12 protein-coding genes are annotated in these 13133 nt (G+C 55.9%); 3 read left to right on the top strand and 9 right to left on the bottom strand.

Annotated elements, in window-relative coordinates; translation table 11 throughout:
• Positions 1-1320: a fimbrial protein gene (locus AAEY27_RS21830; RefSeq protein WP_342322838.1), complete on the top strand. Its 1320-nt coding sequence runs from the start codon at positions 1-3 to the stop codon at positions 1318-1320.
• A gap of 23 nt (positions 1321-1343) precedes the next feature.
• Positions 1344-2060: a fimbrial biogenesis chaperone gene (locus AAEY27_RS21825; protein ID WP_342322837.1), complete on the top strand. Its 717-nt coding sequence runs from the start codon at positions 1344-1346 to the stop codon at positions 2058-2060.
• A gap of 32 nt (positions 2061-2092) precedes the next feature.
• Here AAEY27_RS21825 and rhaM read toward each other — a convergent pair whose 3' ends face one another.
• The 9 genes from rhaM to rhaB form a co-directional block, all read right to left on the bottom strand.
• Entirely contained in the window at positions 2093-2407 is a 315-nt protein-coding gene (rhaM, locus tag AAEY27_RS21820; protein ID WP_342322836.1) for an L-rhamnose mutarotase, read from the bottom strand.
• Positions 2404-3552, bottom strand: coding sequence for a lactaldehyde reductase (gene fucO / locus AAEY27_RS21815; RefSeq protein ID WP_342325674.1), 1149 nt, complete (start codon positions 3550-3552; stop codon positions 2404-2406). Before fucO ends, rhaM begins: the two co-directional genes overlap by 4 nt.
• Positions 3553-3693: 141 nt before the next feature.
• Positions 3694-4698 carry an ABC transporter permease gene (locus tag AAEY27_RS21810; RefSeq protein ID WP_342322835.1) on the bottom strand — a complete coding sequence of 335 codons (1005 nt, stop codon included), beginning with the start codon at positions 4696-4698 and terminating at the stop codon, positions 3694-3696.
• Positions 4695-5699, bottom strand: coding sequence for an ABC transporter permease (locus AAEY27_RS21805; protein ID WP_342322834.1), 1005 nt, complete (start codon positions 5697-5699; stop codon positions 4695-4697). The genes AAEY27_RS21810 and AAEY27_RS21805 overlap by 4 nt, the downstream gene beginning before the upstream one ends.
• A complete protein-coding gene (locus AAEY27_RS21800) occupies positions 5699-7210 on the bottom strand; it encodes a sugar ABC transporter ATP-binding protein (RefSeq protein ID WP_342322833.1) in 1512 nt (503 codons plus the stop codon). Before AAEY27_RS21800 ends, AAEY27_RS21805 begins: the two co-directional genes overlap by 1 nt.
• Positions 7211-7260: 50 nt before the next feature.
• The gene (gene rhaS / locus AAEY27_RS21795; RefSeq protein WP_342322832.1) at positions 7261-8247 is read right to left on the bottom strand and encodes a rhamnose ABC transporter substrate-binding protein; all 987 of its coding nucleotides are present in this window, start codon (positions 8245-8247) and stop codon (positions 7261-7263) included.
• An 80-nt stretch (positions 8248-8327) separates the two neighbouring features.
• On the bottom strand, positions 8328-9158 hold the full coding sequence (gene rhaD, locus AAEY27_RS21790; RefSeq protein WP_342322831.1) for a rhamnulose-1-phosphate aldolase: 831 nt from the start codon (positions 9156-9158) through the stop codon (positions 8328-8330).
• Between the two features lie 60 nt (positions 9159-9218).
• Positions 9219-10478 carry an L-rhamnose isomerase gene (gene rhaA / locus AAEY27_RS21785; protein WP_342322830.1) on the bottom strand — a complete coding sequence of 420 codons (1260 nt, stop codon included), beginning with the start codon at positions 10476-10478 and terminating at the stop codon, positions 9219-9221.
• Positions 10475-11944 (bottom strand): rhamnulokinase, encoded by a 1470-nt coding sequence (gene rhaB / locus AAEY27_RS21780; protein WP_342322829.1) that lies wholly within the window; start codon positions 11942-11944, stop codon positions 10475-10477. The genes rhaA and rhaB overlap by 4 nt, the downstream gene beginning before the upstream one ends.
• 301 nt (positions 11945-12245) lie before the next feature.
• Between rhaB and rhaS (AAEY27_RS21775) the strand changes: the two genes are divergently transcribed.
• A complete protein-coding gene (gene rhaS / locus AAEY27_RS21775) occupies positions 12246-13082 on the top strand; it encodes an HTH-type transcriptional activator RhaS (protein WP_342322828.1) in 837 nt (278 codons plus the stop codon).
• Positions 13083-13133 lie beyond the last annotated feature (51 nt).

Raw genomic sequence — 13133 nt, 5'->3', positions numbered from 1 at the left:
ATGACATTCATACGCATCATTTTGCTGAATTTGTTTTTGTTCATTAGCTTGCCCGTCAGCGCGCTTTGCAGCAAAGGACCGGATTTTGTCCGCACAGAACTAGATGCATGGGGTGTTGGGTTAGGGTTGGGGACTGTTAACGTCTCCAGTCTTGCGATACATCCGGTGGGCACGCCGCTGGGTGCAAACATTGTGACATTCGCGAATAACCCGCGTTACAGAGGCCCGGAGAGTATTTTATGGGTCTGTGATATTGCAGATAAAAATAATATCTTCGAAATCATTTCGACCAACGGTGATGATCGTAACGGTGGTTTCTTTGATTTAGGTGCTGCCGATGGTTATCCCAACTACTACAGTACACTGTTTAGCCACGTGGGGCTGCGTCTGACGCATGTCAATTCAGGAACGGTATTTACGCGTCAATACCAGCGTATCCCGATGAAAAATTATGGTCTCTCAGCGGATGGCACAAAGATTTTTATTCGGGTCAAAGATTTCAGTCCTATTCGTGCTGACTTGATTCGTATCAGCTCAGTATCGCTTTTCGGGAAGGCACCTTCAGATTACTGTGGCAAAAAATACCAGATAACAACGGGTGCCTATACGTGTGACCAGCCCAACGGCTACGTCTCTTTCTGCTCACCTAATAGCCCGGCAACCTATTGTGATAGCGGGGATTCCGCCTATGACTTCAACGGCTGGTGGAAAGATAACTGGATGGCCATCAATATGGGAAACGCCACCATTCCGGGCGCAAATCTAGTGTCGAGGCCTACCTGTGTGGCCAAAAGTGTGACACCGATTGTCATGTTTCCCACCATTTCCATCACCGATTTGAACAACGGTCAAAGCGCGCAAAGTCATTTTGACGTGCGTGTTCTCTGCGAGGGGCTCTCAAATAGTGGCACAGTACAGGGGATGACGGCGCTGGGTCTGCAAGTACCGTACGACAGTTATCTGGCTGCAAAACAACTTAATCTGGTGAATGCTTCGGGTGGTGTGAGTCACCTGTTGCCTGCAAATTATGGTCAGCCTGGCGTTGCGGGCGGCGTAGGTATCCGGATTGCGAACGCCAACAGCGGTGTGCTGCGCAATTTTCTGGGTTGGTATCATTGCCAGAGCGGTACTTGCCTGACGGGTAATAACGGCGGCTGGTATGCCGTACGTGACGGGGCAACAATGGTTTCTAGCGGGGGGGCTCACGGGATCAGCGAGTATGCCGTTAATTTCAATGCTTATCTGACGCGCATTGCGGGTCAAACGGTGACGGCAGGGAAAGTGGATGCCAGTGCGCAAGTGTTGGTGAAAGTACAATGACGCGGCGTAGCGTGGCGTTACTCATGGTGGTCTTGTTCACGGCTGCCTTTTCTACACACGCGGGGCTGATTGCGGCCTCAACGCGCGTGATTTTTAAAGAAGGCGAAACACAACAAAGCCTGATGTTGGTGAACACCAATAACTGGCCGGTGATGGTGCAAACCTGGGTCGATCATGGTGATGTTGATGATGCGTCGCCGGGGCGCATCAAAACGCCGTTTGTGTCGATTCCGCCGTTATTTTCCCTGGAACCACAGGCGATGCAGGGGTTGCGGCTTCTGTATAACCAGCAAGTGTTGCCGGAGGATCGTGAATCCGTGTTCTGGCTCAATCTGTATGAGATCCCCCCAAAATCGGCTACACCTGAGCCAAATAGTCAGAGCGTGATCCTGACCATGAACACGCAAATGAAAATCTTCTGGCGTCCGAAAAACCTGGGTGAACCGAAAGATATCAGCAAAAAAATCAGCTTCAGCCGGGTAAGTCACAGCGAAAAAATCGACATTGTTTGTCGGAACGCATCGCCCTGGTATGTCTCGTTTGCCAACATGTCGTTACAGGCCGGAAACCAGGCCTACGCCATTGAACAACAGCCCGACATGATGGTGTCGCCCTATGGCGAAAAACAGTACACGGTAGTGGTAAAGACCCCTCCACCCGCCATGGTGCCTTTGCACATCAAAGCCAACCTGATTGATGACCAGGGCCAAATTCATGAAAGCGAGTTTCCGCTTCGCTAACCCCCTCCCTGTAACAAGGAGGGGGCAAACGGCTACGGCAAATAAAACACCTCTTTAAGCTCTGCGCTTACCGGGCTGTTATCCGCATTGGCCTGCATGACATCGCGCATATATTTCCACCAGCGCTGGCACACATCGGTGTTTGCCACCGCATTCCACCGCGCTTCGGATTCGATCTCAACCGTTGCGAACAGCAGGTTGCGTTCTTTATCCAGATAAATGGCGTAATGGTGCGCGCCACCCTCTTTCAACGCCGCTTCCAATTCCGGCCAGATCGGGTTGTGGCGACGTTGGTACTCTTCGTGCGCATCGGGATTCACCTGCATCACAAAGGCTTTACGGATCATAATGCCTCCAGATACAGCTCGCGGACCTCATCCCGGCTGGCGGTTCGCGGGTTGCACGGCGCACACGGGTCGGCTAACGCTTTATCCAGCCAGCCTTCTATATCCTCTTTGGTGACGCCCAGTTTGCTAAAGCCGGACGGAATACCGACGCGCGTGCTCAGCGCACGAATCGCCTTAATCGCTTCCATGCTGGCTGCTTCATCGCTCATGCCTTTGGTGTCGACGCCCATGGCCTGCGCGACCCGAGCAAAGCGGGCAACAGCATTCGGGCGGTTAAAGTTTTCGATGATCGGCAGCAGGATGGCGTTACACACCCCGTGCGGCAGGTTGTGCGTCGCGCCCGGCTGGTGGGCCAGCGCATGCACCAGGCCAAGACCGGCGCTGTTAAACGCCATACCGGCCAGGTATTGCCCAAACGCCATTTGCTCACGCGCTTGCAGGTTGTGACCCTCGTCTACTGCTTTCGGCAGCCACAGATTGATCAAGCGAATCGCTTCCAGCGCATTGGCATCGGTTAGCGGGTGCGCACCCACCGAAACATAGGCTTCAACAGCGTGGGTCAACGCATCCATACCGGTTGCGGCGGTCACTGAGGCGGGGATCTCCAGCATCACGCTGGCATCGTCCACGGCGATATCCGGAATAATGTTGGGATCGATAATCACCTCTTTCACCTGCCGCGCGGAATCAATAATCACCGCGTTACTGGTCATTTCCGCCGCCGTACCGGCGGTCGTGTTGATCGCCACCAGCGGCACACCGGCGTTTTTCACTTTACCGACGCCGGAGTAAGCCGTTGACGGGCCAGGGTTGGCGGTGAGGATTTTCACGGCTTTGGCGGTGTCGATCGGGCTGCCGCCGCCGAAAGCGATAATGTAATCGCAGGCCGTATTTTGGTACGCGGCGTAGCCTTTTTGCACCAGCGCTTCGGTCGGGTTCGGGAAGACGTCATCAAACAGGTGATAAGGCATGTTGTGTGCTTTCAGCGCGGCAAACAAACTGTCCAGCAGGCCCAGCTTCACCAGTTGCCCGTCGGTCACGATCAGGGCTTTACCCCAGTTTTTGTTCGCCACCAGATTGACCATATCGCCGATAGCGCCTGCGCCATGCAGGCTGATTTTGGGTAGTGCCAACATAAAACTCATCATAACTCTCCTTAATTTGCTGTGATTTTTTCCGGCGGCGATACTCCATGTCGCCGGGTAAATTTTTTTGCCCGGTCGCACCTGTGGTGCGGTTTTGTCGGCCGGATAAGGCGCAACACCATCCGGCAATCACCCCCCGAACTACATGCGCCTGCGCTGCATCACGCGGCGGGTGATAATCGGCAACGAAATCACCACAATCAGCATCGCGCCGACAATAATCGACATCACAATGCCCGGCACGTTGAGCAGGCTCAGGCCAAAGGTCACCAGCCCCATCAGGAAGGCGGCGATAATCACCCCCACCATGCTGCCGGAACCGCCAAGAATATTGACGCCGCCGAGCACCGCCATCGTCACCACCGACAGTTCCCAGCCCAGCGCAATCGTGGGTCGCGTGCTGCCCAACCGCGACGTCAGCAGCACCGACGCCAGACCCGCCATCAACCCGACCAGCGCAAACAGGATCAGGTTGTGACGCTTGACGTTAATGCCGGAATACCACGCACCGGTCGGGTTATTGCCGATGGCGTAAGTGCGGCGGCCAAAATTGGTTCTGTGCAGCAGGAAGGCAAACAGCAGCGCCAGCACGATAAAAAGCGCAAACTCAAACGACAGCGCGCCCCATACATAGCCCTGACCGAACCACGCGAAACTTTCTGGCCAGGTGTTTAGCGCCTGATCGCCAAGCAAAATGTAGGTAATGCCGCGATACAAACTCATGGTGCCGATGGTGATCACAATCGACGACAGGTTAAAGCGGGTCACCAGAATGCCGTTGAACAACCCGCACAGCAGCCCGATACCCAACCCCACGCACACCAGCAGCGGTGTATCCACACCCGCCTGCGCGCAAAAGCCCATCGCCGTTGAGCTAAGCGCGATAGTGGCGGCGACCGACAAATCAATCTCCCTGGCGATAATCAGCATTGCCATTGGCAACACGATGATCGCTTTCTCGGTGAAGTTGAACGTCGCGTCCGAGAGGTTCCAGATATTGAGGAAATATGGCGAAGCAATGGCGTTCACCACAAACACCGCCAGCGTGACCGCCAGCAAAAACCCTTCCCAGCACAGCAACCGACGAAAGAACGAGGTTGGCGCAGCGGACGGTTTCAGGGGGTCAGACGTCAGGATTTTGCTCATGGTTTCACCGCCTGTTTTTGACGAGCCAGCGCCGCATCGCGCAGGATCAAGCGACCTTTGCGTTTGTTTCCGCGCTCATTAAGCAGCACCGCAATGACAATCACCGTGCCGGAAATCGCCATCTGCCAGAAAGGGGAAATCCCAATTACCGGCAGCGCGTTGTTGATAACGCCAAGGAACAGCGCGCCGAACAAACAACCGAGCACGCGACCGGTGCCGCCCATGGTGCTGATGCCGCCGATCACACAAGCTGCCACCACTTGCAGCTCAAAACCGTTAGCGACGTCGACATACGCCACGGCAAAACGTGAAATCCATAAATAGCCGCAGAAGCCGGCCAGCGCGCCCGAAAGGCAGAAGCTGACAAATTGCATTTTTCCGGCGTTGATACCGGTGTAATACGCCGCCGTGGCGTTGCCGCCCGCGGTATACAGCGCGCGCCCGGTGCGGCTGTAACGCAGGAAATACCCCACTAATAACAGCGCAGCGATGGCGCACCAGCTCAGCACCGGCAAGCCCAACACCGAGGCGCGCGGCAGCGCCAGGAAATCGGCGCCCATTTGGTTGGAGTTCACCCAACCGCCGCCGGAGAGCAAAAAGATAATCCCGCGATAAATGCTCATAGTACCAAGCGTCACGACAATCGCCGGAATGCCCAGTTTCCATACCAGCAGACCATTGATCATGCCCATCACCAGCCCAAGCGCCGTTGCCAGCAGCAGCAACGACCACACCGGTACATCGGGATGATGGAAGTTAATCAGCGCGACAATCATGCCGGTCAGCGCCAGGTTCGCCGCCATCGACAGATCGATACCTTTGGTCAGCAGCACCATCATTTGCCCGAGTGCAAGGATGACCAGAATGGCGGTATCGTTGAACATCTCCACCAGATTGCCGGGGCCGATAAAGGACGGCACGCGGCTGCCGATCGCCAGCACCAGCAGCACAATCACGCCGCCGAGCAGCGCTTCGCGATGTTTAAGCAGTTGTTGCCACATTACGCTGCCTCCTTACCGGCGCCGCTGGCGGCGCTGACAATGGTTTCCGCCGTGGCTTCACCGGCTTGATACTGCGCGACCATCAACCCTTCATGCATGACGATCACCCGGTCGGCCATGCCCATCACTTCTGGCAATTCCGACGACACCATAATCACCGCCAGCCCATGCGCCACCAGCTCAGACATAAACTGGTGCACCGCCGCTTTGGAGCCGATATCAATGCCTTTGGTCGGTTCGTCGAGAATAATCACGTCCGGATGAGTGGCGAGCCATTTACCGATCACCACTTTTTGCTGATTGCCGCCGGAAAGCGTTTCAACCGCTTGTTTCCAGCTAAAAGCCTTCACTTGCAAACGGCGGGCGTACTCATCCGCCAGCGCCCACTCTTTGCCCTCATTCAGCACGCCGTTGCTGTTCAGCTTGCTCAACTGCGGCAGGCTAATGTTTTGGGCAATCGACAGTTCGATAATCGCGCCCTGCTTTTGTCGCTCTTCCGGCACGCAAACAATCCCGGCGTTAATCGCATCCGCCGGCTGGTGGAACTGCACCGCTTTGCCTTTGAGGATAATTTCGCCGGAAGAGGGCCGGGTCACGCCAGACAACGCCTGCATCAGTTCAGTGCGCCCCGCGCCCACCAGGCCGTAAAAGCCGAGGATCTCGCCTTTGCGCAGCGAAAAGTTGATATGCGCGAATTCGGTGGGATGGCACAGATCTTTCACTTCCAGCACGGTTTCGCCCAGCGCGCAATCGGCTTTCGGCCAGCTCTGGCTGATGGCGCGACCGACCATCATCGCCACCATCCGCTCTTCGGTAATGTCTTTGATGGCGCCGGAATCGACATACACGCCGTCGCGCAAAATCGTGTAGTGATCCGCCAGTTCAAAAATTTCATCGAATTTGTGCGAGATAAACAAAATCGCTTTGCCTTCCTGTTTCAGGCGCTCGACGATTTGGTAGAACTCGAGAATCTCATGTTGCGAAAGCGCGGCGGTCGGTTCATCCAGAATCACCACCTGCGCGTCAAACGACAGCGCACGGGCAATCGCCACCATATGCCGCTGGGCGATGCTCAGGGCTTTTAACGTCGCGCGCGGATCGATCTGCACTTCCAGCCGGGTCAGGATCGCTTGTGCTTGTTGGTGCATGGCGGGCCAGTCGAGTTTTTTGAGCAGCCCTTTATACAAATACTGGCCGACGAAAATGTTCTCGGTCACCGACAGTTCGTCAAACAGCACCGTTTCCTGGTGGATGGCGGTGATCCCCACTTTGTGCGCCGACTCGGGCGTTGGGAGCGAAATTGGGATCGCTTTGTAGAGTATTTCGCCCTCTTCAGGCTGATAAATGCCGGTCATCACTTTGACCAGCGTGGACTTCCCCGCGCCGTTTTCACCGATCAACGCGGTGACTTTGCCGGGCCAGAGAGAGAGCTGTACGTTCTCAAGAGCGCGCACACCGGGAAACACTTTGGTGATGCCCTTAAGCGACAGCAGAGGCGTGGATGCCGTCATGATAATTCTCCAGTGTTCACCCTCTCCCGTTGGGGGAGAGGGCTATGGGATTAAAAAATCTTCGAGAACTTATCAATGTTGCTGGCATCGTAGACAAACGGCTTCGACATCGCGCCGTTGCCATCGGCATCCAGTTTGACTTTGCCCAGTTTGCCCATGCTGGCTTCCTCTTTGGTCGCCGTGCCTTTCACCAAATCATCCGCTAAATAGGTCGCGGCATAACCGAGATCGATCGGGTTCCAGATAGCGAAACTTTTGCTGGCGCCGGATTTAATCGCGCCGGCCATTTCAGACGGCAACCCCAGACCGGTGACATACACTTTGCCGATTTTGCCCTGGTCTTTGACCGCTTGCGCCGCGGCGACAATGCCGACCGACGACGGCGAGACGATCACTTTCAAATCCGGGTAGGATTTCAGCAAACCGACCGCTTCGCGGTAGCTTTTATCCGATAGATCATCGCCATAGGCGACGGTCACCAGGTTGATGGACGGGTACTTCGGCAGCACCTTTTTCATCTCCGCAATCCAGATATTTTGGTTCGTGGATGTCGGTGTGGCGCTCAAAATGGCGACATCGCCTTTCTCGACGTTCAGCGCTTTCAGCGCATCGTCGGCCAACTTCACGTTAGTTTCGCCAATCAGCGCGTTGTTGGACGGGTTAAGGTGGATTTGCCGCCCGGCTTTCGCCACGCCGGAATCCCAGGACACCACTTTGATACCGCGCTGCATCGCTTTTTTCAGCACCGGCACCACGGCATCAGGATCGTTGGCAGAAATCGCGATCGCATCCACCCCCTGAGCGATCAAGCCGTTCAGCACTTCGATCTGCGCTTCCGCCGTGGTGGTGGTCGGGCCGGTGTAAATCACTTTAACGTCACCTAACTCTTTGGCTGCCTCCTGCGCGCCGGTGTTTGCTGCTTCAAAAAAGCCATTACCTAAAGATTTCGCCACCAGGGCGATTTTTACTTCAGCTAAAGCGGAACCGGACAACGCCAAAATGGCAACGGTGAGGATTAAGCTTGCTTTTGTTTTCATTGCTTTTACTCCACGAGTCAGTGTTTGTAGGGTTTGCAGGTGAGGATTCGCCCCGTCAGTGTCTGCGGGGCGCGATGTTTTTATGAGTACAGATCTAACGCTGATTGCAGCGGGGTGACACCAAAGCGTTTGCCGAGCGCAATCAGTTCTTCGCGCGTGATGGTTTGTTTCATGCCGCCCATCGAATAGATTTTGACCAGCACTTCCGCTGACTTCTCGGCGGTGTCGATCAAGCCAAAAGCTTCATCGAGCGTCGGGCCGCTGCCGAAAACGCCGTGGAACGGCCACAGCACCAGCGAATGTTTTTGCATTTCTCCAGCGGTGGCTTGGCCGATTTCATCGGTGCCTGGCACCATCCACGGCAAAATGCCCACGCCGTCCGGGAACACCACCAGGCACTCGGTGCTGCCTTCCCACAGTTTGCGGGTAATCAGGTCAGCGGTATTTTCCAGCACGTAAGTCAACGCGATCAGGTTGGTGGCGTGGCAGTGCATAATCACGCGGTCTTTGCCGCCCGTGGTTTTGATGCGTTCGCAGTGCGACAAGAAGTGTGCGGGCAGTTCTGAAGTTGGTACTGCTTCATGCGTAAGCCCCCACAGAATGTGGTAACCCGCGCCATCGCTGTCGACTTTCACTACGCCTAAGTTCGCGGACGGCTCAAGCTGCACGTTGCGGAAGAATTTGCCGGAACCGGTGACAATAAACGGCGTGTTCGCCAGCAGCGGCATCGGCTGGCTCAGGGCGATATAGCGCGGCTTTTGGTGGAAATCCGCTTCGAACGGCGCGATATCCGCCTCGTCCAGACGCAGGGTTAAGTTGCCGCCGTTGCGTTCGTCCCAGCCTTTCAGCCAGGCGTCGGTAGTGGCTTTGATCATCCCCTGGACGAACCAGGCATTAGTCATGGTCTGCATAGTTGCTCTGTTCCTGTTTGTTCTGTTGCCGGATGGCGCTGTGCTTATCCGGCGCATCAATTAATGGCGCTGGCTTAACACATCTTTCTCATACGCCCGCACGCTTTCCAGCCATTGGCTACCGGCTGGCGTGTCGTGACGCTGGCAATACATTTCCCATACCGCCTGCCACGGCAGGGATTTCTGTTCCTCTAACAGCGCCAAACGTGCGGTGTAATCGCCGTCGGCTTCCAGTTTGCGCAGCTGATCGACCGGCTCCAGCAGCGCGCGCAGCAGCGCTTTTTTCATATTGCGTGTGCCGATCACCCAGGCGGCGATACGGTTGATGGAAGCGTCGAAGAAATCGAGACCGATATGCACGCGGTCAAACAGTTTATGGCGAATGATTTCGCTGGCGATGGCCTGGGTTTCGTCATCCAGCAGCACCACGTGATCGCTGTCCCAACGCACCGGTCGGCTGACGTGCAGCAGCAGGCGCGGCACGTAAAGCATGGCGGCGGAGATTTTGTCGGAGATCACTTCTGTCGGGTGGAAGTGACCAGCGTCGAGACACAGCGCGGTCTGGCGTGTGGTGGCGTAACCCATATAGAACTCGTTGGAACCGACGGTGTAGCTCTCTGCGCCGATACCGAACAGCTTGCTTTCCACTGCGTCGATGTGATGCGCCGGGTTCAGTTTTTCACTGATCGCTTCATCGAGGGCATTCAGCAGACGCTGGCGCGGCGCCAGGCGGTCAACGGTGACATCTTTCATGCCGTCCGGGATCCAGATGTTCATCACCGATGGCGTACCCAATTGCTCACCAAAATAGGCCGATACGCGACGGCTGGCTTTCACATGGTCAATCCAGAACTGGCGGATTTCATCGTTAGCGTGCGAGAGCGTAAAGCCATCGGCGCTCAGCGGGTGAGAGAAGCAAGACGGGTTAAAATCCAGCCCCAGCTTGTTGGCTTTCGCCCACTGCACCCAATTTTTGAAGTGCTCTGGTTTGATTTCGTTACGCGCAACTGGCTCATCGGCTTCGTGATAAATGGCGTGCAGGTTAAGGCGTTTGGGGCCAGGGATCAGGCTCAGCGCTTGTTCGAGATCGGCGCGCAACTCGCGAGCATTACGCGCTTTGCCCGGGTAATTCCCGGTCGCCTGGATACCGCCGGTCAGGCTGCCTTCCGGATTTTCAAAACCGGCAACGTCATCGCCCTGCCAGCAGTGCATGGAAACCGGCAGGCGATCGAGCTGGCGCAGCGCCTCCTCGACATCAATACCCACAGCGGCGAAACGCTGTTTAGCAATTTCCCAGGCTTGTTCAAGTTGAGTGGTCATGCGCAAAGCTCCTTTGTCTGTCGTTTTTGTTGAAAGCGCGCGACGTAGCGGGCGATTTCATTGTCAGGATTAGGGGTAAAGGTAAGCAGGTTGTGGTTAGCCACCACCACCTGGCGGAAATCGTCCACGTTGGTCAGTTCATCCAGCGTCATCAGTTGCACACCGATATTGCCCAGCGTCGAGGCTTCAACCGGGCCGGCGATCACCGGTAAACCGCAGGCGTCGGCGCACAGTTGGTTCAGTAACTGGTTCTGGCAACCGCCGCCAACAATGTGCAAGCGGGTAAACGGCTTACCGCGCAGGAAGGCCAGCTCGCTCAGCACATCGGCATACAGCAGCGCGAGGCTATCGAAGATGCAGCGCGCCAGCTCGGCGGCGTTTTGCGGCGCAGGCTGGTTGGCATCAAGGCAGGCGGCCTGAATTTCGGCGCTCATGTCATGTGGGTTGATAAAGCGATCGTCGTTTGGATTTATCACGAAACGGCAGGTCGGGACTTGCTCGGTAAGGGCAATCAGCGCGGGCAGGTCGGTGACGTTTTGCTCTTTCAGCACCCGCTGTAACAGCCACAAACCCATGATGTTTTTCAGCACGCGGTAACGGCCTTCTGCGCCGCCTTCGTTGGTGATATTGGCGGCGAGGGCGTTATCGCTGGTGTAGGGGGTTTTGCTCTCAAAACCCATCAATGACCAGGTGCCGGAAGAGAGGTACGCCGCGTCGTTATCCGCCAGCGGCGAAGCGATCACCGCGCTGGCGGTGTCATGGCTGGCGACCGCCACCACCGGAATGGCGTTGCCCTGCGGGCAGATCCAATGGCCAATCACATTCCCCGGATGGGTCGGCGTCCCGAACCAGCGCGCGGGAACGCCGGCCCATGCCAGCAGCGTGTCGTCCCAGTTATCGGTATTGATATTGACCAGTTGCGTGGTGGTGGCGTTGGTGTATTCCCAGTTCAGATTGCCAGTCAGGCGGTAGCTGAAGTAATCCGGGATCAGCAAGGCGTGTTCGACCTGCTCCAGCAGCTCCGGCTGTTGTTCCGCCAGCGCGCGCAGTTGGTAGAGGGTATTGAAAGGCAAAAATTGGATGCCGCTGCGGCGATAGATATCCGCTTTGCCCGGTTGCTGCATGGCGCGGTGCATCACGCCGTCGGTGCGATCGTCGCGGTAGGCAATCGGCAACCCAACGCGCTGACCTTCGCGGTTAATCAGTACGTAATCCACGCCCCAGGTATCAATGCCGATGCTGTCTGGCTGAATGCCTTCGGCGCACACTTTCTCAAGACCGGTACGAATTTCGGCTTCGAGGCTGTCGATATCCCAGCAATCAAAGCCGTCTACTTTTTGCAGGCAGTTAACAAAACGGTGAATTTCGCGAAGCGTAAGCGCGCGGTTTTTCCGGTCATAGCGCGCCAGCATTACCCGCCCGCTGGAGGCACCTAAATCAACCGCGACACAATGGCGAAAAGTCATGATGAGGGGTCCTTCATAGAGTCATTGCGGACAGTCTAAAAAAGGGCCGAGGGATGTACCTTCTTGTTACTGACAGCGCCCATTTCGCGCTGGCAAGAAAGCAAAGATGAACGTGAGAGAGTTCACAGTTTCCAGTAATGGCGGGGTTTTCAGCCATTGTGACCCTCGCCACATTTCCCGATCTTTCCGCCCGTTTCTTGAAAAAACGGCAGCCTATGCGCGAAATGGCGTCGAAAATTTAAGGTGAGGTTGAGAACCCTTAATTACTATTTTGAGAACATTTCTCACTGCTGGGGCGATCATGACCGTACTGCATAGCGTGGATTTTTTTCCGACAGGTAAATCACCCGTTGCCATCGAGCCGCGATTACCCCAGGCCGCGTTTCCTGAGCATCATCATGATTTTCATGAAATTGTGATTGTCGAGCACGGAACGGGCATTCATGTGTTCAACGGCCAGCCTTACACCATCAGCGGCGGGACGGTCTGTTTTGTGCGCGACCATGACCGGCATCTGTATGAACATACCGATAACCTTTGTTTGACCAATGTGTTGTACCGCTCGCCGGACGCGTTCCAGTTTCTGGCCGGGTTAAACCAGCTTTTGCCGCAAGAGCAGGACGGTAATTATCCGTCGCACTGGCGGGTGAGCCAGCACACGCTGGGGCTGGTGCGCGGCATTATCAGCCAGATGGAAGAGAGGGGCGCGGAAACGGATACGCACGCGATTGCCAACCGCGAAATCTTGTTTATGCAGTTGCTGGTGTTGCTGCGTAAAAGCAGCCAGCAAGAAGGGGCTGGCAACAGCGACGCGCGGCTTAATCAACTGATGCTGTGGCTGGAAGACAACTTTGCGCAAGAGGTGTGTTGGGAGTCGCTGGCCGAGCAGTTCACGCTTTCGTTGCGCACCCTGCATCGCCAGCTTAAACAATCCACCGGCATGACGCCGCAACGCTACCTGAACCGCCTGCGGCTGATTAAAGCGCGTCATATGCTGCGCCACAGCGATGAGAGCGTTACGGATATCGCTTATCGCTGCGGGTTTGGCGACAGTAACCACTTTTCGACGCTGTTTCGCCGCGAGTTCGACTGGTCGCCGCGCGATATTCGCCAGGGCCGCGACACGCTGCTTCAGTAACGAGAAGGCTATCACCGATTTTTTGCCGAACTTCCGCTAATAATGTCAGGT

The sequence above is a fragment of the Kosakonia sp. BYX6 genome, assembly GCF_038449125.1.
In the GTDB taxonomy this organism is placed as follows: domain Bacteria; phylum Pseudomonadota; class Gammaproteobacteria; order Enterobacterales; family Enterobacteriaceae; genus Kosakonia; species Kosakonia calanthes.
The sequence above is the reverse complement of the archived record's forward strand: the minus strand, read 5'-3'. Positions and strand labels throughout refer to the sequence as shown.